Origin of the sequence: Pseudazoarcus pumilus, assembly GCF_002872475.1 — a bacterium.
GTDB lineage: Bacteria > Pseudomonadota > Gammaproteobacteria > Burkholderiales > Rhodocyclaceae > Pseudazoarcus > Pseudazoarcus pumilus.
Genome location: NZ_CP025682.1, coordinates 1754416 through 1778263, shown reverse-complemented (window position 1 = coordinate 1778263; position 23848 = coordinate 1754416). Strand labels below are relative to the sequence as shown.

Here is a 23848-nt window from a genome sequence, read left to right as displayed (position 1 = left end):
TCCGGCCCCATGCGGGGTAGGAGTGCCCCCGCATCCCGCCGGCCGGGGGTTACTCGCTCGAAGGTGCGTTCAGGTCCATGTGATAGACAGCCCAGGCGTCGCGGACCTCGAGGCCGGCGCGCAGCTCTCCCAGGATCGCCACCAAGTTTCGGGTGAAGTAATCCTTATGACTGTTGGAGAGCATCACGGATGCCTGCTCGCGGTCGAGAACGGTGACGTGCCCCCTGTCGATCGTGAGCGCCTCGCCTTCCGGCATCGCCGGGGTGCGGACGACGGCCACGTTCCACAGCGACGGCGGTACAGGCATGGTCGGCGAGCCGAACAGATACTCATTGTCGGTATCGCCCTTGCGGGTCAGTTGCAGGCGGAACCAATCGAGCGGGTTCATCACCACGATCGACGGGGTATAGCCCTTGTCGGCCTGCCGCACCAACGCCTCGCCGATGATGTCAGCCGGCGTTGCGCCGATCGTGGGCAGGAACGTCGTGCCGACCTCGATCAAACCCTCGATCCGGCCCTGTCCGCCTTGACCGTTGATCAGGCGATGCTCGAGGCGGGCCATCAGCTTGTTGTTCATCACGTCGTTGATGTTCGCCTGCAGCGCCGCATGGTCCGACAGCACTTGTCGCGATGCCGTGGTGTGACCGGCGATCGTCACGATGTTGGCGCTTACCAGCTCGCCCTCGACGTCGATCTCTTTCTTCTCGTCGCCTTCCTCCAGCTGCTCGGACGGCTCGCCGTCGTAGTGCAGACGAACATGTTCAACGGAGTCGGCCGTAGTCGGGCGCGATTCGAGGGCTTCGAGCAGCCTCTGCGGGCGCAGGGCAGGGCCAAACACGCCCGAGCGTTCGGGATTGCTCGGCATGTAATGCCCTTCGCTCGAGGTGCCCTCGCTCGGGGTGTTGATGATCGCGCGGATGCCGGCCCGAACCGGAGCGCGGGCGGTGCCCTGGTTCCACTCGGACAGCGCAGCGAATGCCGACGACTCGCGAAGCGAATCAAGCGCTTCTGCGCCGACGGAATTGATCAGCGCGGCAGTGCCTTCGCCATAGCCGTGTTTCGCGACGGTTTGCTCGATTGCCTGCAAGCGCGCGGAGATTTCGCCGCTATGCCCGAAGTGCTTTTCAAGGTTGCTCTGCACGTCCTTGAGATTGGCCTGCACTTCCTTGTACTGCTCCGCGACATCCTCGAGGCTGCCGACCTTGCCGAACTGGCGGCGGAAGGTGCCCGTGTAAGACGATGCGCCGCGCTCCGTGAACAGTGCCGCCAGTGCGACGATGAACAGCGAGGCGAGCATCGCCAGGGGTGTGACCCCGAACACAGCCGGGATCGCGGCGGCCAGGGCGGTGAAACCCAGGAATACCGCAGGGGTGAGCTTCAGTTTTTTCATGGTCAGATCTCCAAACGGGTTGTGTTTGCGCTTGCGCGCAGCTCACAGGGCGTTACCTTTCGGCGTTCGGCGGACATCCATCGCGCCGGCCTGCTGGCATCTCGCGCAACAGGGCGTCCGGGTTCGGGCCTGGTGGCGACGGGATCACCCTCGTCGCTCGTTGCCACATCTCGTAGGCAATTACTTGGAGCGTAGTAGTGCGCCCCAACGGTATCCATTCCGAATAATGCCTTTTAATGTCGTCGAGCTTCGACCCATGCCGCAAGGTCATCAACGCGGTATGAAATACGGCTCCCGGCGACTGGAATACGGTAGGCCGGCGGGCCGGTGCCCTGGTGGCGCAGGTTCTTCAGCGTTCCGGGGTGCAGCCCGAGCAGTTGGGCGGCGTCGGCCTCGCTCACGCGCTCGTCGCAACTGACGGCGACTCGATTCGCGCGGATCGCGTCACGCATGGCCTGTGCGATCTCGTGCGTGCGTTGTTCACTCGCCATCGTCGAGGCCTTCGATGATCTGACGCGCGATCCGCCTGCAATCATCCCGGCGCATCCCTTCGCGGCTTAACGTGCGTTCGACGAAGCGCACGCGCAGGGCACGCGCCTTGCGCGGCGACGGCCCACGCAGGCGCTCGAGCAGGTTCATCAATGCGCGCATGGGCGAACCTCCCGGATCGGCACGGTCGCCAACAGGTGCCGCGCGTGCCCCTCGCGCTCTACAAGCCACAGGCGCACGCTCGGATGCTCGGGATGGGGTACGACTTCGACCGCTGGCTGCGCGCCGCCATTGAGGGCCGTTTCGACGGCTTGCAGGGTGTTGGTATCGGCGCGGTCAATCGTCGCTGCCACCAGCCGCGCAGCGGCCTGGATTAGCTGCGCGGCATCGCGTGAAATGTCGTGTTCATTCATGGTTGCGGTTCTCCAGTGGTTCGGCGGCAATCGCCGCGTGGTGTTCGGCCAGGACACGCGAGAGCGGCACGGCATCCTGGTATCGCTTCGTCGTCGGCTCGATCTCCGGCCAGTGAATCCGCCACACGCGAGCTAGGCGAAGGGCTTCGTCATAAGTGCTTCGTTCCTGGTCCATCACTTCACCCCCCCCATCCTGAAAATCGGATTCGTACAAAAAAAGACTGGGCGGCCGGTCCTGTCTGGAGGTGCTTCGAACTTTTCGACCGCCCCCCGCGCCGTATCCGCCCGAATCACGATCCCGGCTCGCAGGTGTTGCGCTGTTGCGCTTTCTTAAAAGCGCAACACGCAACAGCGCCGAGAGTTGGAATCGTTGCGCTGTCGTTGCGATGAAAAACCTTTTAAATAGTGGTGTTCGCGCTCGCTGTTGCGGTGCCGTTGCGGATCGCGTTGCGCAATGCAGCGGGGCGTGTTGCGGTGGCTGTTGCGCTTTCATCACAGCAGTTCCCGGTCGCGCGGATCACGGCTGGACGTTCGGGGCTGCTTCGGCTGATCGACGATCCGACCTTCAGCCTTGAGGCGCTGAATCCGGCGCGAGACGTTGCTTTTGTCGATACCGATCTCGCGGGCAATGTCGGTCATGCTCACGCCTGGTAGGCCGAACATCTCGATAATCCGGTCGTCGAGGTTGCCCTCAAGCCCAGATGTCACCCATCTTTGGTAGCCATCAGGGTCTGTGACGAGCGCGGCCTCGAAGGGCTCAACGTCCTCGCCGTACAGGTGCCGCGCCTTCTCGAAGTGCACCTCAAACCGTGCGCCCTCGTCGGGCGAATAGTCAGGCGGCTTCTTCAGGCAGATAACCACGTCGAGAAGATCCTCGCGCCGGCTGGTGCCGCGCTGAGCGCCACCCTTGCCGGCGTGATGGACGAACAGAACACTTCGGCCCTTGGCGCGGTGGTGAAGCGCCCAGGAACTGACATCCACCCATGATTCAGCGTCGTTTTCTGCCGCGCCGGATCTGATCAGGCACGAAAGATTGTCGAGTACGATCACATCGATCTTCTTCTCCTCGATGAGCTCGTCCAAGGAAAGCCGATCATCTTCCGAGGCGAGATCAGGCGCGGCGCGCGCCAACAGATCCGAGGTAATGACCGTTAAAAATCCTGGTTCAGGTTTTGCGCCGTACATCTCACACAGAGAGGCAAAGCGGTCTTGCAGCGTCCGGGCAGGTAGTTCTCCATCTATGTAGAGCACTCGCATCGGGTAAGACGCATCCCATTTAAGGAAACGGCCTCCTGTCGAGACTGCCCAAATGACTCCCATTACCCAAAAGGATTTCCCGACACCACGCCAGCCGTAGACCATGCTGAGGGTTTGCCGAAGGAGCCAGGACCCTAAAATCGATTCGGGTTCAGGCAAGTCCTTCGCCGCCAATTCCAGATAGTCCACAGAGCAAATTTCCGCGACGGATTTGCGCTTGCGCATCGCACCGCGCTCTTCGTCGGTCATAGGCCTGATCATCATGCGGCGACTCTCCCGACGATCAGAAACCTCACGTTGTCGCCGTTGGCGCTCCATGTCTGTAGTCGCCGCGGATCAGCTGCGGCAAGGGCGGCAAGCAACCGATCAAGCCGCGCCTGGTTGCACTGGTCGGCACACGGCACGATTACGTCTCGGCGGTAGCACAGCCCCCAATCGAGCGCGGCGGGGTCGGTGTCAGAGAAGCACGCCAGGTGCGCGAAAATTCCGCCATCAGGCGGCCGCCGGTCGAGCCATACGGCGATGCCATGCAGCGGCTCATATCCTGCGGCGATCGTTGCGGCGAGTTGGCGGGCGTAGGCTGGGCGGCGGGTCATCGTGCCACCTCCGCGACCAACAGCAGCACGGCCAGCAAGACGGCCACTGCGACCGTTACGCCGATCACGGCGACGGCTGCGCGACAGGCCTGGTGAAAAGTAAAGCGGGCAGGGGTAGAATCAGCGCGACCGCTCGCGCTCGTCTGCCCTTCGGGGCGGCGGGCGTTTTTCATGGCTCGCCTCAGCCTTCGGATGCATGCGAGTCGATCCAAGCCTCGAACGCATCGAGGTCGATCAGCACCTTTCGACCTATGCGCTTGATCGCGCCAGCTTCCGCCAGGCCGTTGCCGGGGATGCGATCGCCTTTCGAGTTGAAGCGGTCTGCGGACTTGAAGATCAGATCACGCAGCGCGGCCTGACTGAAAACCGGATAGGCCTCGGCGACTTGCGCGACGGTCGCCAGGCGGCGACGCGGTTGGAGATGCCCGAGCGCCTCGGGCGAATGTTGCGGGGTTGCTTGCATTTCCGTCATCCGTTGTGGGTTGTGACGGAAATCAATCTAGGGAATCGCCGATTCCCAGTAATTCGGGGGATTTTTTTCTTTTTCCCCTAGCAGTCAGCGGGCTTTGTAGTACAGGTCAAAAATATGTTGCGGCGACAGACCGGTCAGTTCCGCCACCTGGTGAAAGGCCGTGTTCTCGTAGTAGGAGGGATTTGTCTTAGGAAATCCCTTCTGCGACGCGCCGTCCACGTGGAATCTTATGTTCGACAGATCCGGTACTCGCTTCCAGCGATTCTTTTCGCGCTTGGTCATCGCGACCCCGAAGGGCTCGGCAAGGTCGGAGAACTTGCCCTCCTGGTATTCCATTTGGGCATGCGAAAAAGCGTCAAACAACAGTTGCGGAACAGGTACGCCCAAATGCATGTGATACCAGATCGCATCGAACAAACTGCATTGGCCCTGACAGTATCGAAGTTCCCACCGCTGAGCTTCGGCGATGATTTTGTCGGGTATCGTGATTGGCATCGTTGACCTCAAGAATAGGTATGCCTAGCCCGGAGCAAACCGGGCCTGGCACTTATAGTCGTCAGGTCGATTTCTCGGCATCTGCCAGCGCAGCGGCAACGTATTCCAGGTCTTTCCTCAGTTCTGAGAGAAGGGTGACATCTTCCAGGTGCTCGAGAAGGACCTCGCAAGCTCGCCACGCCCCCAGGTCGGTGTCGGGGTCCCCAGTGCCACGCGGAGTCAGCCGTGTGCAAATCAACTCAGCGACCGATGAAGCTCTTTCGTTGTCGTCGTAAAGCGCAGCCGCCACTCTTTGCAGTAGCGCCACCTTCGTCCTCAGCTTTCCGATATCGAAACCTGTAATCTCGGTAGTAGCCATGATGCGGACCTCCTGTGTAGGTCGGTTGTGGTCAGGGCCGGCTTGGTGTTGCTGCACCTGGTCGGCCCGCTAGCCTGAACCCGTCAGGCGGCGGTGTTGCTCGGTAAGTCGCTGTGGGCGCTCATCGTCTGGCCTTGCCAGTCAAGCCAAGCCTCTTTGTCAGTACGTCGCCAATCTCTACGGTGCGCTCGGGCGATAGGTGCGAATACCGCGCCGTCATCTGCAGGGTTTTGTGGCCAAGTACCTTGGCGACCTCCATTGAACCCACGCCGGCCATCGTGAGGTAGCTCGCGGCGGTGTGGCGTAGGTCATGCCACCGGAAGTCCTCGACCTTGGCACGCGCGAGCGCCTTGTCCCAGGCGTTCCGCAGGCTGCCAAAGCCTCGCCCCGCGGCAGCCACCGGGAAAACCCGATCATCCCGCAGATCGCGGACCTTGCTCATGTCGCGAAGTAGGTTGAAGGCCTCCCCGGTAAGCGGCAGAACGCGGCCGCTACCGTTCTTCGTTTCGCCGTCGCGCAAGAGAATGGTTCGTCGCGCGAAGTCGATTTGCGGCCAGCGAAGGTTCATCAGTTCGGATTGGCGCGCGCCGGTCGATAGCGCCAGGACGCATGCAGGGTAGAGCAGGGGATTGCGAGACTCCTTGCAGGCCTTGAGCAGGCGCACGCGCTCGTCGTCCTCGAGATACCGGACACGACCGGCCGATTCGGTGCCCTTGCGTACGCGAGAGCAGGGGTTGCGCTCGATCCAGCCCAACTCCTTCACGGCGTAGGTAAAGGCGGCGCTCAGGGACGCCAGGTAGCGATTCGCCGTCGCAATCGATCGATCGCTATCCTTGTGCAACTTGGCGTAGCTCGCGGCGATCAGGGCAGGCGTGATGTCCTCGAGGCTGTGCCCGCGGAACTCGCTGCGCCAGTATCTGAAATGGCCGCGCCGCGCTTGCGCCGATTTGAGGTACTCGCCGATTGAAGCTTCGTACTTGTCTGCCAGGTCGGCGAATGAACGGCGTCGAGCGATACCGAAGTGCTTGCCCTGTCGGATCGCGGCTTCGGTTTCGGCTGCCCAGCGTTTCGCGTCGGTCAGTCGGTCAAAGCTCGCGGTGTCGGTCGGGTATCCCTTGATGCGAATCTGCACCTTGTAGCTGGTGCCGCTCTTGCCCGTGCGCCTGGTGATAGTTGCCACGTTCATGCCCTCGGCGATGCCATGAGCAAAACAGTAGCGCCATGGGCACTAAACGGCAATCAAAGGGGTGTGGCGGTGCGTCGGTGTGCCAAAAATGTGCCACAAATATGCAACAAGGGATTTTCGGAAAACCTGAATGAGCCTACAAGCCTTGTATTTACTGGTGGTGCGCCGGGAGGGACTCGAACCCTCAAGCCTTGCGGCACTGGAACCTAAATCCAGCGTGTCTGCCAATTCCACCACCGGCGCGCGGCGCGAAGCATAGCATGCGGGCCGCGTGCGCCGAGGGCACTTGCGAGGGGCGGTGACGGGGCGCGCGCAGCTATAATCGCCGTCCGCCGTAACGACCGAACGGAGTCTCTGTGTCCGACCGATTTGCCGTCCTGCCGCAATACCTGCTGCCCAAGCAGGCGCTGACCGCGCTGATGGGGCGGCTCGCCAACCTCGAGGGCGGCGCGGCGACGACGGCGGTGATCCGCTGGTTCGTGCGCCGCTATGGCGTGGACATGAGCGAGGCTGCCGAGCCGGACGTCGCCGCCTACGCCAGTTTCAACGCATTCTTCACGCGCGCCCTGCGCGAGGGCGTGCGGCCTCTGGCTGAGAGCGGGTTGCTGTGTCCGGTCGACGGGGCGATCAGCCAGTGCGGACGCATCGACGGCGAGCGCATTCTCCAGGCCAAGGGGCATGAGTACACCTGCACCGCGCTGCTCGGTGGCGACCGAGGGCTGGCCGAGACATTTCGCGATGGCAGCTTCGCCACGCTGTACCTGAGTCCGCGCGACTATCACCGCATCCACATGCCGTGCGACGGACGCCTACGCCGCATGATCCACGTGCCCGGATCGCTGTTCTCGGTCAATCCGCTCACGGCACGCACGGTGCCGGGGCTGTTCGCGCGCAACGAGCGCGTGGTGTGTGTCTTCGACTCGGACGAAGGGCCCTTCGTGATGGTGCTCGTCGGCGCTACGATCGTCGGCAGCATGGCGACGAGTTGGCACGGCGTGATCAATCCGCCGCGTCCCGGTACGGTGCGCGAGTGGTCGTACGCGGATGGCGAAGTCGTGCTCGCGCGCGGTGCCGAGATGGGTCGCTTCCTGCTCGGTTCGACGGTCGTGATGCTGTTTCCGCGCGACACCGTTGTGTTCGATGCCGGCTGGTGCGAAGGACGCCCGGTGCGGCTTGGAGAAATCATGGCCCACTCGCTGCCGACGCAGTTCCAAAGCGGATTCTGAATGTCATGCGGCGCAATGCCGTGGCGTATCGGTGACACGGTGTCGAAAGCCAGATATGTCACGCAAGTGCGCGATTTTCCACGGACTTGATCGTTCTCAAGCGCACATCAGCTTTCGCTGACGTACACTCGCCCCAATCCAGTGCATCAGATTCGGGAGCAGGACTTGCAGGAGATTCGCAACGGATTCGCCGTGCTGCGTCTCTGGTCGCGCGCACTCGCCGGCCTGGTCGCGGCCGTCTGTGCGGCCATGCCGGTGTCGGCCGGCGCCGTCGACGGTTTTCATCTGCGGGGTTTCGGCAGCCTCGGCTACACGCACGAGCACACGGACGATGTCGCCTTCCTGCGCGACGTCACCCAGCCGGTGCCCCCGGATCGGGACGGGACCTGGCGCAGCGACTCCATCCTGGGCGTGCAGGCGGGCTATCGCTTCTCGCCGCAGTGGGAGTTCGCGACCCAGCTCGTCGCCCGCCATCGCGAAGGCTCCTCGCTCGAGGATGCGGTGGAATGGGCCTATCTGGCGTGGCGGCCGACGGATGCCTTCGACCTGCGCGTCGGTCGTGTCGGCAAGGACGTGTTCCTGCTCTCCGACCATCGCAGCCTGGGCTACGCCCAGACCTGGGTGCGCCCGCCGCGCGAATTCTACGGCTGGATTCCGCTGTATTCGATCGACGGTGCCGATCTGGCCTGGCGCTTCGATGCCGGCCAGACGCGCTTCACCTTCAAGACCCAGCTCGGACGCAGTTCCACGCCGTTTCCGCTGACCGAGGACGAACATTTCGACTTCGGCGCGGATCGTATTCGCAATCTCTCGGTGCTCGCCGAGCGCGGACCATGGCAGCTCAAGGCAGCACTGTCGGTATTCGAGGTTGACGGCGATCCGCACCTGGATCCGGCGCGCGCCGCGCTGGGCGGGCTCGCCGCCGGCGGCTTCGGTCCGATCAGCGACGAGGCGGCGCGGCTTGGGCGTGACCTGCATCTGGACGGCACCACCGTGCGCTATCACTCGCTGGGCGCGGCCTACGACGATGGTCGCTGGGTGCTGCAGGGCGAACTCGCGCGCGTCGACGCGGACAGTCATCTGGTCGCCAGCGGCACCACCGGCTATCTCAGTGTGGCGCGGCGCATCGGTGCCTTCACGCCGTATGTGAGCCTTGCGCGCTTCCACCCCTCGCGCGATGCGCGCAAGGCGGCCAACGACTGGGCTGCGCTGGGGGCCGATGCCGATCTGCTGCAGCGCCGGGTGTTGGCTGCGTACAATACATTTCGCATAGACCAACGCACGCTGACCCTGGGCGTGCGCTGGGATTTCGCCGATCAGGCCGCGCTCAAGCTGCAGTGGGATCGCAGCCATGTCAAAGGTCACGGCTACGGTCTGTGGCAAGTTGACAATGTCGTTGGCGGTAACGAAGGTCGGCGTATCGACGTGTTGTCGATCTCGATGGATTTCGTCTTCTGACGATGATGCGACGCTTCCCGCGATTCTCCATCCGGCTGTACTGCGCGCTGATCCTGGCGGGGCTGGCCGCGACCGCGCAGGCCGAGGTGTACGTGATCGTGCATCGCGACAATCCGGTCCATGCGCTCGGCATCGACAAGGTCGCCAGCCTGTACCTGGGCCGCAGCCGCAGTTTCGGCAGCGGCCACTTCGCGGTGCTCGTCGACCAGCCCGGCCACGCGCCGGTGCGCGAGCGTTTCTTTCTCAAACTCGCCGGCATGACCCTCCCTCAGGTCAATGCCTACTGGGCGCGATTGAGCTTCACCGGCCGTGTCACGCCGCCCGAGGTGCGCGTCAGCGACGCCGAAGTCATCGAAGCCGTCGCGAGCGAGCCGCTCGCGATCGGCTACGTCTCGACCCCACCGTCCGACGCGCGCGTGCGAGTCGTCCTGCATTTCGGGGACTGAGCTTGAAGCGGCACGGCAACGGATCCCTGGAGCGGCGCCTGCTGCTGGCACTGGCTGCCGCTGCCGTGCTGTTCGGCATCGTCGCCGGTGCCGCGGTCTATCGCGTGGCCTACGATCACGAGACCGAGCGCAGTCGCCACACCCTCGACAGCCTGGTGGCCACGGTGCAGAGTTCGGCGTCGATCGCCGTGTTCGTCACCAGCGAGGAGATCGGGCGCGACGTCATGGACGGCCTGCTGCGCAACGACGAGATCCTGGCGGTACTGCTTGAATCCGACAGCGGCTACCAGGTGATGCGCTGGAACGATCACACGCCGCCGCGCTGGGATCCCGGGACCGAGATGAGCTTTCCGCTCTACGAGCCGACCTTTCCGCGGGCGCGTATCGGTCAGCTCACCATCCTCCCCGACATCGTCCTGCTCGCCCAGCGCGCGCAGCGCGCCGCCCTGCATCAGCTGGCGCTGCTGCTCGGGCAGACCGCGTTGCTGGGCATCATCGGCGTGGTCGCGTTCCGGCGTGTCGTGGGGCGGCCGCTGTCGCGACTGACGCGTCAGCTCCAGCGTGTCAATCCGGGCAGCGGCGAGCGCATCGAAGTGCCGCCACGGCACAGCAAGACCGAGATCGGGCTGCTCGCCGACAGCGTCAACGGCTATCTGGCAGCGAGCGAAGCGGCGATCGAGTCCGAACGTGCGCTGCGCGAACGGGTCGAGTCGATGGAGGCGCACTACAAGCGCATCTTCGAATCGACCAGCGTCGGCGTGATGGTGCTCGATCTGGACGGACGCCTGATCAACAGCAATGCCGTGCTCTCCGAGCGGCTGCAGGGTGTCGAGGCGGCCGATCCGGCCGGTGGCGCGCGCGGCGCGGACTTTTTCTCGCGCCTGTTCATGCGCCCGGACAAGGCATGGGTGCTGGTCGAGGACGCCCGTTCGACCGGACATGTCGCCGCGGCCGACCTGGAACTGGTGGGCGATCCGGAGGCACCGCGTCAATGGGTGCACTGCCTGCTGTCCGTGTCGCGCGCGGCGGACGGCGGTTTTCGTTTCATCGAAGGCGTGCTCTACGACGTCACTTCGCGGCGCGAGCGCGAACAGGCCGCGCTGCGCGTGGCCGAGCGTGACGGACTGACGGATCTGATCAACCGGCGTGGCGCCGAGGCCTACATCGACCGCGCACTGGCCGAGGCCGAGCGCAACGCGGCCGGCTGCGCGCTGCTCTACATCGACCTGGACGGCTTCAAGCAGGCCAACGACACCTGGGGCCACGCGGGGGGGGATGCCTTGCTGGTCGAAGTCGCACACCGCCTGTCTGCGGTGCTGCGCCGCTCGTCGGATCTGGTCGCACGCGTCGGTGGCGACGAGTTCGTGCTCGCCTGTTACGGCTGTCGCAAGAATGACGAGGCCATGCGCGAGTTCGCCCGGGCGGTGCTGTCCGCGCTGTCCGCGCCGATTCGCCTGGCCGACGGTGCCGAGGTACAGATCGGGGCGAGCATCGGGCTGGCGAGCTACCCGGACGATGGCGCCAACCGCAGCGCGCTGCTGTTCGCCGCCGACCGGGCGATGTATGCGGCCAAGCGCCTGGGGCGTAATCGCTGCGTGCTCGCCGGCAGCGAGGAAGAGGCCGCGGCCAGCGATCAGCTGGGCAGGCGCAGCGACTCGTAGTTGGCGAGGAATTCGCCCATGGCGGCGGCCGGCAGCGGTCGGCTGACGAGATAGCCCTGGATCGCGTCGCAGCCGAGGGCGCGCAGCGCCAGTGCCTGTTCCTGCGTCTCGACGCCTTCGGCGACGATCTCCAGACCCAGGCTGTGACCCACCGCGACGATGGCCTTGACGATGGATGCGTTGCCGGCATTGGTCGTGATGTCGCGCACGAAAGACATGTCGACCTTGAGCTTGTCGGCGGCCAGTTGCTGCAGATAGGCCAGCGAGGAATAGCCGGTACCGAAGTCGTCGATCGAGAAACGCGCACCGACGGCCTTGAGTGCATCGATGGAACGGAAGGACTGCTCGCGGTCTGCGATCACGAAGGTTTCGGTGATTTCCAGTTCGAGCTGCGACGAATCGATACCGCTGTGCTCGAGCGCTTCGTCGACGGCACGCATCAGCGTGCCGCGCGACAGTTCGATGGCCGAGATGTTGACCGCGATGCGCTGCGGCCCGAGGCCTTCGTCGAGCCAGTGGCGGAACTGCATACAGGCCTTGCGCAGCACCCACGCGCCGATACGCACGATCATGCCGTTTTCCTCGGCAAACGGGATGAACGCGTCGGGGGCGACCAGCCCGTGTTCCGGGCGGTTCCAGCGCACCAGCGCCTCCAGGCCGACGATGCGCCCGCTGGCCAGGTCCACCTGGGGCTGGTAATGCAGTTCGAGTTCGTCCTCGTCGAGTGCGCGGCGCAGGTCGGCTTCCAGCGCGAGGCGCTGGCGCGCGCGGCGCGACATCTCCGGCGAGAAAAAGCGCAGCGAGCCGCGTGCATTGAGCTTGGCCTGATGCAGCGCGGCGTTGGCATTGCTCTGCAGCGCCTCGGCATCGCTGCCGTCGTCCGGATACAGCGCGATGCCGATGCTCGCGCCCACGTACACGGTGTTGCCGCCGATCGTAAACGGGGCGGCGAGCGCTTCGATCATGCGCTGGGCGAGCAGGTCGACGGACGGGCCGTCCGCGTGGTGTTCGAGCAGGATGCTGAACTCGTCGCCGCCGATGTGGGCGATCGCGTCGCTCTCCGGCAGTTCGCCCTGCAGGCGCTGGGCGACGCCGATCAGCAACTGGTCGCCGAGACTGTGGCCGAGGCTCTCGTTGACGGTGGTGAAGTTGTCCAGATCGAGCATCAGCAGCGCAAAGCGCCCATCCACGCGTTCGGCGTGCGCCAGCGCGTGCGCGAGCAGTTCAGCGAAGAGCACGCGGTTGGGCAGGCCGGTGAGCGCGTCGCGATGGGCCAGCGTGCGGTACTTCTCTTCGCTGACCTGCAGCATTGCCGTGCGCTGGGCGACGAGGTCTTCGAGAAAGCCGCGCAGCCGCGCCAGTTCCAGATGCGTGCGGATGCGCGCGCGCACCTCGTCGATGTCGAAGGGCTTGGTGATGTAGTCGGCCGCCCCCGTCTCGAAACCGCGCACCTTGTCGTGCGCGGCATCGAGCACGGTCACGAACATCACCGGGATGCGCGCGCCGGCAGGCGTCGATTTGATGTGGCGGCACACCTCGTAACCGTCCATGCCGGGCATGCGCACGTCGAGCAACACCATGTCCGGGGGCGAGGGGCCGGTGATGATGTCCAGCGCCTTGTTGCCGTTGCACGCGACCATCACGCGGTATTCGTCCTTGAGCGCCTCGAGCAGTTCGTGCACGTTCTCGGGCACGTCGTCGACCACCAGCAGCGAGGGTACTTGCGTGGGCTCGGACGGCGAGGTGATGTCGTACATCACCGGATTGCGGCGATAGCGTTGCAGTTCGATCTGGTTGCGTACGCGTACCCGCAGCAGCTCGGCATTGACCGGCTTGGTCACGTAGTCGGCCGCACCCATGGCCAGCCCGCGCGCCTCGTCGCTGGCTTCGGACAGTGCGGTGACGAAGATCACCGGGATGCCCGCCGTGGACGGGTCGATCTTCAGTTCGGTCAGAACCGAATAGCCGTCCATGCCCGGCATCCTGATGTCGAGCAGCACCAGATCGGGGTGCGGATGGCGCCGCGCCAGTTCGAGCGCGCGATCACCGGAGGTGGCGGCGAGAATCGCGTAGTCGTCGCGCAGCACGTTCATCAACGCGTGCAGGTTCTCGTGCACATCGTCGACGATCAGGATGCGTGGCCGGTTCTCGTCGGGCGTTGCGGCGTCGGTCATGTGGGAGATTCCGTGGGTCCCTGTGCGATGCGGTGCAGTACGGCGCTCGCGCCATCGATGTCGAAGACATCAAAGCGTTCGCACAGTGCCGAGACCTCCTCGGCGAGCGGTGTTCCGGCCGTGCCCGCGCGCAGTTGCGCGAGCATCGGCTCGACCGCTCCCAGATCGTACTCCAGGGCGTGGCCGATGCGTTCGAGTAGCGTGCGCAGTTCTTCCGTGGTCAGTCTCGGTCCGAGCGCCGTCGTCACGGGTTCATCGCTGAGCGAGTCGATGTCCTCGATCAGGCGCGCGAGCAGCGAGGCGGTCTCGTCGAGCAAGGCGGCTGGCGGGGCCTGCCCGGCCTTGAGTGCCTCGTCGATCGACGACAGAGCCGCATGCAGCGCATTCGCGCCGATATTGCCGGTCACGCCCTTGAGCGCATGGCAGAAGGCCTCGGCCTCGTCCGGACGCGCCTCGGTAATGTGAGCGCGCAGCGTGTCCATCGCGTTCCCGTAGTGCTCGCGAAAGCGGCGCAGCTGGCGACGATAGGCATCGACCTTGCCTCCGATGCGGCGAATGCCTGCGCGCGCGTCGATCGACGCCAGCCGCGACAACTCGTCCGGCGGGGCGCTGGCGATTGGTGCGCGCGCGTTCGCCGCCTCGTCGGTGCGCCGGGGCGAGCGCGAGCCGGCGAGCCGGATCCAGTGTGCCAAGACGCCCATCAGGCGGTCGGGCGCGATGGGTTTGGTGACGTGGTCGTTCATGCCCGCCGCGCGGCTTTCGTCGGCGTCGCTCGCCATCGCCAGTGCCGTCATCGCGATGATGGGCAGACGGGCGAAGCGCTCGGCGCCGTCGCTTCCGGTCAGTGCACGGATGCGCCGCGTCGCCTCCAGCCCGTCCATGACCGGCATCTGGATGTCCATCAGTACGGCGTCGTAGTCGCGTTGCTGCACGCGTTCGACGGCGATCTGGCCGTTTTCGGCGATGTCCACGTTCATGCCCTCGCTGCGCAGCAGTTCGGTGGCGAATTCGCGGTTGATGTCGTTGTCCTCCACGAGCAGCACATGTGCGCCGGCCAGCCGCCCGCTGACGGCCAGGTCGGGGGTGGCGGGGCGCTGGCGCTCACCGGTGCCGAACACGCGACCGCGACCGAGTACGGTCAGCAGGGTGTCGAGCAGCGTCGAGGGTGAGACGGGCTTGATCAGGAAACCGTCCACGCCTGCCTGTTCGCACAGGCGGATGACCTCCTCGCGCCCATAGGCCGTGACCATCACGATGCGCGGCCGGCTGGTGATCTCCGGGTCGCCGTGGATGCGCCGCGTGACTTCGTCCCCCTGCATGCCGGGCATGCGCCAGTCCATCAGCACCAGGTCGAACGGCTTCCCGCCGGGGGAGCGCAGCGCTGCGATGGCCTCGGCGCCATTGGTCGCGGTGAGCACCTCGACCTGGAAGAAATCGAGCATCTCGGCGAGGATCTCGCGCGAGACCTCGTTGTCGTCGACCACCAGAACACGCACACCGCGCAGCAAGGGGCCGGCACGCGCGACCAGCTCGCGCTGGTGCCCGACCACCCGTTGCGGCAGGCCCAGATGGACCGTGAAGCAGATGGTCGTGCCCTTGCCGGGGGTCGATTCATCGATCCAGATGCGTCCGCCCATGCGCTCGACCAGACTGCGGCTGATCGCCAGGCCCAGACCGGTGCCGCCGTGGCGCCGGGTGGTGCTTTGGTCGGCCTGGGAGAACTTCTCGAAAAGCTTGAGTTGGGCTTCGGGTGCGATGCCGATGCCGGTGTCACGCACGGAAACCTGCACGACGAGGTTCTCGTCGTTGCCCGAGATGCGGGCGAAGGCCAGCTCGACCTCGCCGGACTCGGTGAACTTGACCGCGTTGCCGCAAAGATTGAGCAGGATCTGGCCGAAGCGCAGCGGGTCGCCCACGAGCTGCGACGGAATCGTCGGGTCGTAGCGGATCAGGAATTCGATGCCCTTCTGTTCGGCCTGGTAGCCGATGGCGTCGGTCAGTTGCTCGAGTACGGACTCGAGGCTGAAGTCGACGTGCTCGATGTCGAGCTTGCCGGCCTCGATCTTGGAGATGTCGAGGATGTCGTTGATCACGCCCAGCAGCGAGTGCGCCGCCCCCTGCGCCTTGCTCAGGTGGTTGCGCAGCGACGACGACAGCTCGTCGCTCTTGAGGGCGAGATAGAGCATGCCCAGGATGGCGTTCATCGGCGTGCGGATCTCGTGACTCATGTTGGCCAGGAAATCGCTTTTCACGTGCGAAGCACGTTCGGCCTCGTCGCGCGCGGCGACCAGTTCGGCGGTGCGTTCCTCGACGATGTGCTCGAGGTTGCCGCGCTCGAACTCGAGCTGACGGGTCGTTTCGAGCAGGTCGCGCGTGCGCTCGGCGACCTTGCGGCGGAGCAGCACGCCGACGCCGATGGCGAGCACCACGCCCGCGCCGAGGGCGATCAGCGAGAACTGCACCCAGCGCGGCACGAGCAGCTCGGGCGGAGCGGCCATGGAGCGATACAGCGCGTCGAAATAGACCGAGCCGGCATTGCGCCGCCATTCGAGCAGGCGTACGTCGATGGCCGAGAGCAGGTCGGCGTTGCGCCCCTTGGCGGTGGCGTAATAGAGGGTCGAGGGCAGGAAGACGATGGGCGATTCGACCAGCTTGAAGCGGTGACCGTTGCGTGCGGCGAAGAAGCTGTTGGTCACGACCACGTCCGCCGCGCCCGCTTCCACCGCTGCGTAGGCGTGCTCGAGACTGTCGAACAGCACGGATTCGAAGCGCAGTCCGGCCGCGTTCATCAGTTGCTCGACGAAATCCTGCTGGATGCCGCCGTGCAGCATGGCGATGCGCGCGCCGTTCAGGTCGGAAATGCTCTCGACGACGCGCCCGGGCTGGGCGTAGATCTGTGACCAGCTGTTGGTGACCGAAACGCGGTGAAAGTCGAAACGCGCCGCCCGATCGCTCGAGAACGCGACATCGGGCATCAGGTCGATCTCGCCGTTTGCGAGTCGCGCGAGGCAGTCGTTCCAGTCGCAGGGCACATAGGCTGGCCGCCAGCCTTCGGCGTGTGCGATGGCCTCGATGAGCTCGATGAACAGGCCGGCCGGCTCGCCGTTGCCGGCGGTGTAGACCTTGGGGGGGTTCTCGTACAGGCCGATCGTCACCGGCCTGCGCGAAGCCGGACCGAACAGGTCCTCGCAGCCCACGAGCAGCGCCGCGACGAGAAGGGCGGACGCGAGCAGGATCGCGATGGCCTTCTTCATGCCGGGCTTCGGGTGCCGATCCGTTGCATCGTTCGCCTCGTTGCGCTGCGCGGAAATCCATCCTTGCGGACGCGTCCCATGATGCTCCGAAACCGGTGCTGGAACCAGTTCTGCGAGGAATGTGGCGGTGCGCCATGGCCGCGTTGTGGTTTTCACGCGTCATTGCGGCCGCCCTCGCAGACGTAATCACCACACCCGCGGTCACGTCGCGCCCGGGTCAGGCCACGGCAACATGCGGTTTCGAATGCGGAACGGGCAGCGGGCTGTCGACAACGTCGTCGCCGTCTTCCCCTGTATTTTGATCGCTGCTCGCGCGTCGCTTGCGACGTTCGCGCGCGGCAGCCTTGCGGCCGGAACGCTTGACCGTCCGGGGGTGCGGGCGTAGCTTGCCCGAATCACTTCCGGCATTCGCTGGTGGCCCGCCACAGCGCCTGTGCGGTGTCGGGCCCGCCGCAGGCCGCCTCCTGTCGATGACCAGGCACCATGCCGATCACAACGATCCAGAGGAGTCAAAATGAATCGTAGAGAAAGTGCAGTTGCTCGTGTAATGAAGGAACTCGAAGAGGCCGGTGCGGATGCCGGCGAGGTGCTCAACGAAGTCCGGCGCAGAAGCATGAAGAATGCGTCGGTCGCGCGTGACGAGATCGCGCACGGATTGGAGAGCGCCCGAGACGTGGTCGCAGAACGCGCCGGTCGCGCGGCCGACGTGACCGGCGACTACGTCCGGACGCACCCACTGGCCGTGCTCGGCGCGGTCGCCGGCATCGGCCTGCTGATCGGCGTGGCACTGGGTTACAAGTCCGATTCCCGCCGCTAGGCCGGGGATAGAGCGCGAACCGTTTCCGAGAATACTGGAGAGATTTATGGCGACGACATCCGGCAAGAGTGCCGCGGGCAACAGCGAGAAGGTCGAACGCGCGGCGACCAAAGCCTCTGCGCGCGCACACGAGGCGGTCGATTCCACCGCGGACGCTGCCGAGGAAGCGGCCAGCAAGGTTACGCCCGCGATCGAGCAGATTGCGCAGAAGGCACACCAGGCCGTCGACAGCGCGGTCGAGGCGGCGAAGCCGACCGCCGAATGGCTGACCGAGCATGGCGAGGAGTTGCAGGCATCCCAGCGCAGGCTGGTCGCCGAGACCTGCAGCTACGTTTCGGCGCATCCGATCAAATCGCTCGGTATCGCGGTGCTCACCGGCTACGTGCTGGGTCGCATCCTGCGCCGGTGAACGACCGGTCCGTCCCGCCGGGTGATGGGGCCGATCCACCCGGCACCGAGCCCTCGCGCGCGGATGATCCCCGCCACGAAAATGTTGGGGGTGTCTTCGACGAACTTGCCAACGCCTTCGCGTCAGCGCGCGAAAGTGTGGCCGCGCTGCTCGAACTGCTGTTGCTGGAGCTGCGGCGCGCCAGCCTGTCGCTGGTGTGGATGCTCGTGTGCGCACTGCTCGCGGCGGTGTGTTTCGTCGCCGTGTGGATCGGGCTGTCGGCCGCGCTGGCGCTGTGGATGATTGCCGATGGGATCGATCCGCTGCTCGCGGTGTTGTCGGTGACGGGCATCAACCTGCTGGCTGCACTCGGCTTCATCGGCGTGTGCGTGTTGATGAGCCGCAATCTGCAATTTTCCGCGACGCGTCGGCAATTGTCGCTGGATGTTCGTGCACGAAGCGAGGCCGATACATGATGCGCCTGCCATCGATGCGCCTCGTGACCGATCAGGAGCGCCTGGTGGCAGCGCGTCGGCGCGCTGTCAGCGATCATCTGCGCCGCGCCCGCGAAGCTGCCCTCGATCGCGCCTCGCGTCCGGGCAGTCTGGCCGTGGCGTTCGCGCTGGGCGGTGTGCTCGGCTGGAAGCGGCCTGCACCGCTGCGGGCGAGCGCCGGGCCGGCGAGCCGCCCGGCATTGCGGGCCCTGATCGCAGGTGGTTTCCAGCTGGGTCTGCGGATGCTGCCCTATGTCCTGTGGCGCGCTCGAGTGCATCAGTCGCATCAAGACGCAGGCGCGACGGATGTACCCCCGGCCGACTGACGCCCCGGCCGCGGCACACCGCCGTGAGGCCTACCAGTGTGGCGGAATCTCGTCCTCCGGCCGGCTTGCCTGCACGCCGGCGTGCGCGCTGCGCAACTGGCCTTCCAGGCGTTGCACGATCTGGCGCAGCGCGTCGATTTCCTGTTGCTGACGCCAGACCGTGCGGTTGAGCTCGTCGAGCAGGTCCTCGGCGGCCATGAAGCGGGTTTCGAGTCGTTCGATGCGGTCGTCCATCGGTCGCGGCGCCGGAGTTCGGGTTGTGCATTGTGCCCGCCGTGATGCGCGAATGCCACGTCGCGGCATACGCCGCGTGCGCCGCAGACCCGCGAGGTGCCAGAATGGCGGCATTGCGCATCGGGGGAGCAGGGCATGAAGCACGTCGGAGACATCCGGTCGGGAGACTGGCGCGTCGCGCCGGACAGCCAGGTCGATCTGGCACGCTGGCCGACCGCGATCGAGCCGCTGTACGACTCGTCGCGCGCCTACCGCGATGCGCTGGCTGCCGGCACCAGGAAGCTCGCCACCCTGCAACGCAAGCTCTACGCCCATGACCGCTATGCGCTGCTGCTGATCTTTCAGGCCATGGACGCAGCGGGCAAGGACGGCGCGATCCGTCACGTCATGTCGGGTGTCAATCCGCAGGGCTGCGATGTGCACAGCTTCAAGCATCCCAGCGCACAGGAACTCGACCACGACTTCCTGTGGCGTACCCACTGCCGGTTGCCCGAGCGCGGTCGCATCGGCATCTTCAACCGTTCCTATTACGAGGAAGTGCTGATCGTGCGTGTGCGCCCGGAGATCCTCGCCGCGCAGAAACTGCCCGACGGCGAGCGCGACCACGCCGACTTCTGGCCGCAGCGCTTTCGCTCCATCGTCGAATCCGAGGCGCACCTGCACCGCAATGGCACGCGCATCGTCAAGTTCTTCCTGCACCTGTCGAAGGACGAGCAGCGCCGTCGCTTCATCGCGCGCATCGATGATCCGGACAAGAACTGGAAGTTTGCCGACGCCGATCTCGAGCAGCGCCGTCACTGGGACGCCTACATGCAGGCTTACGCACAGTGCCTGTCGGCAACCAGCACCGAGCAGGCGCCGTGGTACGTGGTGCCGGCCGACGACAAGAAGAACGCGCGGCTGATCGTCTCGCAGATCATCCGCGACACGCTCGAATCGCTCGATCTGGCCTATCCGGCAACCGACAAGGCGCGTCGCGCGGAACTGGCGCGGGTGCGCAAGGCGCTCGCCGCGGGCGAGGTCTGAGGGCGCAACGGCATGGAGACCGGCCAGAGCGTCATTCTCGCCATCCTGCTCGCCACGGTGGCGATGTTCCTGTGGGGGCGCTGGCGTCACGACATGGTCGCGGTCGGCGCACTGCTGGCCTGCGTCGTCGCCGGCCTGGTCGAACCGGCCGAGGCCTTCGCCGGCCTCGGTCATCCGGCCGTCGTGACGGTGGCCTGCGTGCTGGTGCTGAGTCGCGCGCTGCAGGCGTCCGGCGCGGTGGATGCGCTCACCCGCAAGGTGTTGCCGGCCGAAGCCGGCCCTACGGCGAGCATTGCCGCACTGACCTTGCTCGCGGCCGTGCTGTCCGGCTTCATGAACAATGTCGGTGCGCTCGCGCTGCTGATGCCGGTGGCCATGCAACTGGCTGCCCGGCTCGAACTGCCGCCCGGCAAGGTGCTGATGCCGCTGGCTTTCGCCTCCATCCTGGGGGGCACGACGACGCTCATCGGCACGCCGCCCAACCTCATCGTCTCCGGCTTTCGTGGCGACGTCGAGGGCATGGGCGGCTTCGGCATGTTCGACTTCACCTGGGTGGGACTACCGCTGATGATCGCCGGCGTACTCTTCATCGCGCTGCTCGGCTGGCGGCTGGTGCCGCGGCGCGAGCATGCCGGTGCGGCCGGCTTCGACACCGGGGCCTACCTGACCGAAGTGCGCGTTCCCGAGGATGCCAAGGCCGACGGCATGCGTCTGGCCGAGATCGAGACCGAGCTCGAAGCGGCCGACGCACAGATCGTCGGCCTGGTGCGCAACGAGGTGCGCATGACCGCGCCCAGCGGCGGGCGCCTGGTGCGCGCAGGCGACATCCTCGTCATCGAGGCCGACGTCGAGGCGCTCGCCAAGGTGCTCTCCGGCCTGGGCCTGGAACTGGAGGAGGCCGAGCGCGAGGAAGACGAAGACGACGAGCCGGCCAAGGAGCGCGCCGACGACCCCGGCGACGAGACCGATGCCGCGCAGGATGAGGGCGACGAGCCGCGCGAGCGTTCCGACGACGTCGTGCTGATGGAGCTGGTGGTGCGACCCGAGTCGGCACTGGCCGGGCGCAGTGCCGCCGACTTGCAGTTGCGCTCCAGTCATGGACTCAACCTGCTCGCCGTGTCGCGTGATGGCGCCAGTTCGCGTTCGCGCCTGCGCACGCTCAAGATGCGCCCGGGCGACGTCTTGTTGATGCAGGGTGGTAGCGCTGCGCTGACGGATTTCGCCAGCGAGTATGGATGTGTCCCTCTGGCCGAGCGGGAGCTGCGCATCCCCGACCGCCGCCGCGCGATCACCGCTGCGGCGATCATGCTCGTGGCTGTGGCGGTGGCAGCGCTGGGCTGGCTGCCGGCCGCGGTTTCCTTCGCCGGCGGCGTGCTCGCGTCGATGGCGCTGCGTACGGTGCAGCCGGCGCAGGTCTATCACGCCGTGGACTGGCCGGTGGTCGTGCTGCTTGCGGCGCTGCTGCCGGTGGCCGGCGCGATGCAGGCCACCGGCACGGCCGATCTGGTGGCGCGTGCGCTGCTCGATACGCTCGCGCGCGGCGATGCGGTGATCGGGCTGATCGTGATCCTGGTCACGACCATGGTGCTCACCGACCTGATGAACAACGCCGCCACCGCCGCCGTGATGGCGCCGATCGGCCTGGGCGCGGCGCTGCAGCTCGGCGTCAATCCGGACACCTTCCTGATGGCGGTCGCGATCGGCGCCTCGTGCGCCTTCCTGACCCCGATCGGTCACCAGAACAACACGCTGGTGCTGGGTCCCGGGGGATTCCGTTTCGGCGACTACTGGCGCATGGGCCTGCCCACGGATCTCATCGTCATCGCGGTGGCCGTGCCCGCGCTGTTGTTTTTCTGGCCGCTGAACGGCTGAATCAGTCGCGCGGGGGTAGCTCCGCGCCGCAGTGCCGGCAATGCCTTGCGTCGTCCTCGTGACCGACGCGTTCGCATTGCGCGCAGCGGCGACCGTCCAGCCGCCGGCGCAGCGTGGTGGCCAGTTCGGCCGTATAGATGCCGGTGGGCACGGCGATGATGCCGTAGCCGAGCAGGATCAGCACCGACGCCACCAGCTTGCCCGCGGGGGTTGCCGGCGAGATGTCGCCGTAGCCCACGGTGGTGACGCTGACCAGCGCCCAGTACATCGACTGCGGGATGCTGGTGAAGCCGTTCTGGGGCTCCTCGACCAGATAGATCACGGCGCCGAATACCGTGATGATCGCGAGCATCGCCAGCAGGAACACCAGGATCTTGCGCCAGCTGTTGTGCAACGAGTCGAGCAGCACGCTGCTCTCGCGTGTGTAGCGGCGCAGGTGCAGCACCTCGAAGATGCGCAGGATGCGCAGCACGCGCAGCACGGCCAGGTACTGCGCGCCGGGAAACAGAAGCGACAGATAGGTGGGCAGCACCGCCAGCAGGTCGATCACGCCATAGAAGCTGCGCGCGTAGCGCATGCGCTCGCGCACGATCGCCATGCGGAACACGTATTCGGCGGTAAACAGCAGGGTGAAGGCCCACTCCATCGCGAAGAAGATCTGGCCCCAGCGCACATGCAGCGCGTCGATGGTGTCCATCAGCGCGACCGCGACGCTGGTCAGGATCACGACGATCAGGGCGACGTCGAACACGCGCCCGGCGAAGGTGTCGTGCCCGAATACGACGCAGAAGCTGCGGTGGCGCCAGCCTTCGGTGTTGAACGGTTCGGGCGAGTGGAATCGGCTCATCGTCAGCTCGGCGCGCACGCATTCGCATTGTCACGCGAGGAGCTTACACTGTAGGGGCGCGGGCCGGCGCACAGGGCGATGCGGCCTGCGAGTCCGACCAACCTGCAGGCGTCGCCTGCCAAGCCAAGGAGGACGACATGAGCACCCGTGAAGCCTATCTCGAGAAGATGAAGGCCCAGATCGACGAGTGGAACGCCGAGATCGAGAAGATCGAGGCGCAGGCGCGCGGCGCACAGGCCGACGCCAAGATCGAGTACGAGAAGCAGATCTCGGCCATGCGCATGCAGCGCGAAAAGCTGCGCGAGCGCATGCGCGACGTCAATGAAGCCAGCGAGGAAGCCTTCGAGACCCTGCGCGAGAGCGTGGAGAGCGCCTGGGACGAACTCGCCAAGGGATTCAAGGCAGCGGCCGACAAGTACCGCTGACCATGGGTGCCGCGCGAGCCGCTCTGAGGCGGGCGCGCGACGGTGGCACTCAGTCGGTCGGGGCAAGCGGCAGCGCGGTCTCGTACTTGACCTGCTTGAGCGCAAAGCTCGAGCGGATGTTGACGATGCCCGGAATCGGCGTGAGCCGGTCGAGGATGAAGCGTTCGAGCGAGCGCACGTCCGGCACGACGACGCGGATCAGATAGTCGGCGTTGCCGCTCATCAGATAGCACTCCATCACTTCCGGGCGCGCGGCGATCTCGCGCTCGAACACCTCCAGCGCAGCGGTGGTCTGCTTTTCCAGGCTGATCTGGATGAACACGCTCACCGGCAGCCCGACTGCGGCCGGGTCGAGCAAGGTGACGTGACGGTGGATCACGCCGGCCGCTTCGAGCGCGCGCACGCGCGCCAGGCACGGCGACGGCGACAGGTTCACGCGCGCGGCCAGTTCGACGTTGGTCAGCCGGGCGTTCTCCTGCAAGGCGTCGAGGATGCGAAGGTCAATCGCATCGAGTGTCTTGTGCGGCATGATCTGCTCCCTGAC

At 65.7% G+C, this 23848-nt stretch carries 28 protein-coding genes and 1 tRNA gene; 11 read left to right on the top strand and 18 right to left on the bottom strand.

Going from position 1 to position 23848, the window contains the following annotated elements; translation table 11 throughout:
* Nucleotides 1-49: 49 nt before the first annotated feature.
* The 13 genes from C0099_RS08580 to C0099_RS08545 form a co-directional block, all read right to left on the bottom strand.
* On the bottom strand, nucleotides 50-1390 hold the full coding sequence (locus tag C0099_RS08580; RefSeq protein ID WP_102247050.1) for a phage major capsid protein: 1341 nt from the start codon (nucleotides 1388-1390) through the stop codon (nucleotides 50-52).
* Nucleotides 1391-1623: 233 nt separating this feature from the next.
* The gene (locus tag C0099_RS08575) at nucleotides 1624-1842 is read right to left on the bottom strand and encodes a helix-turn-helix domain-containing protein (RefSeq protein WP_164084958.1); all 219 of its coding nucleotides are present in this window, start codon (nucleotides 1840-1842) and stop codon (nucleotides 1624-1626) included.
* A gap of 28 nt (nucleotides 1843-1870) precedes the next feature.
* Nucleotides 1871-2029: a hypothetical protein gene (locus C0099_RS15990; protein WP_164084886.1), complete on the bottom strand. Its 159-nt coding sequence runs from the start codon at nucleotides 2027-2029 to the stop codon at nucleotides 1871-1873.
* A complete protein-coding gene (locus C0099_RS15855) occupies nucleotides 2029-2292 on the bottom strand; it encodes a hypothetical protein (protein ID WP_123785223.1) in 264 nt (87 codons plus the stop codon). Before C0099_RS15855 ends, C0099_RS15990 begins: the two co-directional genes overlap by 1 nt.
* Nucleotides 2285-2785 (bottom strand): hypothetical protein, encoded by a 501-nt coding sequence (locus C0099_RS15850; protein ID WP_123785231.1) that lies wholly within the window; start codon nucleotides 2783-2785, stop codon nucleotides 2285-2287. The genes C0099_RS15855 and C0099_RS15850 overlap by 8 nt, the downstream gene beginning before the upstream one ends.
* On the bottom strand, nucleotides 2785-3798 hold the full coding sequence (locus tag C0099_RS08570; protein WP_164084894.1) for an AAA family ATPase: 1014 nt from the start codon (nucleotides 3796-3798) through the stop codon (nucleotides 2785-2787). The genes C0099_RS15850 and C0099_RS08570 overlap by 1 nt, the downstream gene beginning before the upstream one ends.
* Nucleotides 3799-3809: 11 nt before the next feature.
* The gene (locus C0099_RS15845; protein WP_123785230.1) at nucleotides 3810-4145 is read right to left on the bottom strand and encodes a hypothetical protein; all 336 of its coding nucleotides are present in this window, start codon (nucleotides 4143-4145) and stop codon (nucleotides 3810-3812) included.
* Nucleotides 4142-4318 carry a hypothetical protein gene (locus C0099_RS15985; protein WP_164084893.1) on the bottom strand — a complete coding sequence of 59 codons (177 nt, stop codon included), beginning with the start codon at nucleotides 4316-4318 and terminating at the stop codon, nucleotides 4142-4144. Before C0099_RS15985 ends, C0099_RS15845 begins: the two co-directional genes overlap by 4 nt.
* 8 nt (nucleotides 4319-4326) lie before the next feature.
* The gene (locus C0099_RS08565) at nucleotides 4327-4608 is read right to left on the bottom strand and encodes a hypothetical protein (protein ID WP_199797584.1); all 282 of its coding nucleotides are present in this window, start codon (nucleotides 4606-4608) and stop codon (nucleotides 4327-4329) included.
* Between the two features lie 93 nt (nucleotides 4609-4701).
* Nucleotides 4702-5112 (bottom strand): hypothetical protein, encoded by a 411-nt coding sequence (locus C0099_RS08560; protein WP_102247047.1) that lies wholly within the window; start codon nucleotides 5110-5112, stop codon nucleotides 4702-4704.
* A 61-nt stretch (nucleotides 5113-5173) separates the two neighbouring features.
* A complete protein-coding gene (locus C0099_RS08555; RefSeq protein WP_102247046.1) occupies nucleotides 5174-5470 on the bottom strand; it encodes a hypothetical protein in 297 nt (98 codons plus the stop codon).
* A 121-nt stretch (nucleotides 5471-5591) separates the two neighbouring features.
* Nucleotides 5592-6656: a tyrosine-type recombinase/integrase gene (locus tag C0099_RS08550; protein ID WP_228151558.1), complete on the bottom strand. Its 1065-nt coding sequence runs from the start codon at nucleotides 6654-6656 to the stop codon at nucleotides 5592-5594.
* 158 nt (nucleotides 6657-6814) lie between these two features.
* A tRNA-Leu gene (locus C0099_RS08545) sits at nucleotides 6815-6899 on the bottom strand.
* Between the two features lie 113 nt (nucleotides 6900-7012).
* Between C0099_RS08545 and asd the strand changes: the two genes are divergently transcribed.
* The 4 genes from asd to C0099_RS08530 all read left to right on the top strand — a co-directional run bounded on the left by asd (nucleotide 7013) and on the right by C0099_RS08530 (nucleotide 11447).
* Nucleotides 7013-7882 (top strand): archaetidylserine decarboxylase, encoded by an 870-nt coding sequence (gene asd / locus C0099_RS08540; RefSeq protein WP_102247045.1) that lies wholly within the window; start codon nucleotides 7013-7015, stop codon nucleotides 7880-7882.
* 165 nt (nucleotides 7883-8047) lie between these two features.
* The gene (locus tag C0099_RS08535) at nucleotides 8048-9340 is read left to right on the top strand and encodes a hypothetical protein (RefSeq protein ID WP_102247044.1); all 1293 of its coding nucleotides are present in this window, start codon (nucleotides 8048-8050) and stop codon (nucleotides 9338-9340) included.
* Nucleotides 9341-9342: 2 nt separating this feature from the next.
* A complete protein-coding gene (locus C0099_RS15980; protein ID WP_164084892.1) occupies nucleotides 9343-9786 on the top strand; it encodes a hypothetical protein in 444 nt (147 codons plus the stop codon).
* A 2-nt stretch (nucleotides 9787-9788) separates the two neighbouring features.
* The gene (locus C0099_RS08530; protein WP_164084891.1) at nucleotides 9789-11447 is read left to right on the top strand and encodes a sensor domain-containing diguanylate cyclase; all 1659 of its coding nucleotides are present in this window, start codon (nucleotides 9789-9791) and stop codon (nucleotides 11445-11447) included.
* Here C0099_RS08530 and C0099_RS08525 read toward each other — a convergent pair.
* Together C0099_RS08525 and C0099_RS08520 are read right to left on the bottom strand one after the other, a co-directional pair.
* A complete protein-coding gene (locus C0099_RS08525) occupies nucleotides 11420-13621 on the bottom strand; it encodes a GGDEF/EAL domain-containing response regulator (protein WP_102247042.1) in 2202 nt (733 codons plus the stop codon). The genes C0099_RS08530 and C0099_RS08525 overlap by 28 nt on opposite strands.
* Nucleotides 13618-16875: a response regulator gene (locus tag C0099_RS08520; protein ID WP_102247041.1), complete on the bottom strand. Its 3258-nt coding sequence runs from the start codon at nucleotides 16873-16875 to the stop codon at nucleotides 13618-13620. The genes C0099_RS08525 and C0099_RS08520 overlap by 4 nt, the downstream gene beginning before the upstream one ends.
* A 514-nt stretch (nucleotides 16876-17389) precedes the next feature.
* Between C0099_RS08520 and C0099_RS08515 the strand changes: the two genes are divergently transcribed.
* The 4 genes from C0099_RS08515 to C0099_RS08500 all read left to right on the top strand — a co-directional run bounded on the left by C0099_RS08515 (nucleotide 17390) and on the right by C0099_RS08500 (nucleotide 18900).
* Nucleotides 17390-17692 carry a DUF883 family protein gene (locus C0099_RS08515; RefSeq protein ID WP_102247040.1) on the top strand — a complete coding sequence of 101 codons (303 nt, stop codon included), beginning with the start codon at nucleotides 17390-17392 and terminating at the stop codon, nucleotides 17690-17692.
* Between the two features lie 46 nt (nucleotides 17693-17738).
* Nucleotides 17739-18101: a hypothetical protein gene (locus C0099_RS08510; RefSeq protein ID WP_102247039.1), complete on the top strand. Its 363-nt coding sequence runs from the start codon at nucleotides 17739-17741 to the stop codon at nucleotides 18099-18101.
* A gap of 137 nt (nucleotides 18102-18238) precedes the next feature.
* Nucleotides 18239-18556: a hypothetical protein gene (locus C0099_RS08505; RefSeq protein ID WP_102247038.1), complete on the top strand. Its 318-nt coding sequence runs from the start codon at nucleotides 18239-18241 to the stop codon at nucleotides 18554-18556.
* Nucleotides 18553-18900 (top strand): hypothetical protein, encoded by a 348-nt coding sequence (locus tag C0099_RS08500; protein WP_102247037.1) that lies wholly within the window; start codon nucleotides 18553-18555, stop codon nucleotides 18898-18900. The genes C0099_RS08505 and C0099_RS08500 overlap by 4 nt, the downstream gene beginning before the upstream one ends.
* A gap of 30 nt (nucleotides 18901-18930) precedes the next feature.
* Here the strand turns inward: C0099_RS08500 and C0099_RS08495 are convergent, their stop codons facing one another.
* Entirely contained in the window at nucleotides 18931-19134 is a 204-nt protein-coding gene (locus C0099_RS08495) for a SlyX family protein (protein ID WP_102247036.1), read from the bottom strand.
* A 135-nt stretch (nucleotides 19135-19269) separates the two neighbouring features.
* On the opposite strand from C0099_RS08495, the gene C0099_RS08490 reads away from it, so the two are divergent.
* Both C0099_RS08490 and C0099_RS08485 read left to right on the top strand, forming a co-directional pair.
* Nucleotides 19270-20160 (top strand): ADP-polyphosphate phosphotransferase, encoded by an 891-nt coding sequence (locus tag C0099_RS08490; RefSeq protein WP_102247035.1) that lies wholly within the window; start codon nucleotides 19270-19272, stop codon nucleotides 20158-20160.
* Nucleotides 20161-20172: 12 nt separating this feature from the next.
* Nucleotides 20173-22032, top strand: coding sequence for an SLC13 family permease (locus tag C0099_RS08485; RefSeq protein ID WP_102247034.1), 1860 nt, complete (start codon nucleotides 20173-20175; stop codon nucleotides 22030-22032).
* A gap of 1 nt (nucleotide 22033) precedes the next feature.
* Here the strand turns inward: C0099_RS08485 and C0099_RS08480 are convergent, their stop codons facing one another.
* Nucleotides 22034-22879: an ion transporter gene (locus tag C0099_RS08480; RefSeq protein ID WP_102248440.1), complete on the bottom strand. Its 846-nt coding sequence runs from the start codon at nucleotides 22877-22879 to the stop codon at nucleotides 22034-22036.
* A 137-nt stretch (nucleotides 22880-23016) separates the two neighbouring features.
* Between C0099_RS08480 and C0099_RS08475 the strand changes: the two genes are divergently transcribed.
* Nucleotides 23017-23304: a sll1863 family stress response protein gene (locus C0099_RS08475; RefSeq protein WP_102247033.1), complete on the top strand. Its 288-nt coding sequence runs from the start codon at nucleotides 23017-23019 to the stop codon at nucleotides 23302-23304.
* A gap of 49 nt (nucleotides 23305-23353) precedes the next feature.
* Here C0099_RS08475 and C0099_RS08470 read toward each other — a convergent pair whose 3' ends face one another.
* Nucleotides 23354-23833 carry an Lrp/AsnC family transcriptional regulator gene (locus C0099_RS08470; RefSeq protein WP_102247032.1) on the bottom strand — a complete coding sequence of 160 codons (480 nt, stop codon included), beginning with the start codon at nucleotides 23831-23833 and terminating at the stop codon, nucleotides 23354-23356.
* Nucleotides 23834-23848: the final 15 nt, after the last annotated feature.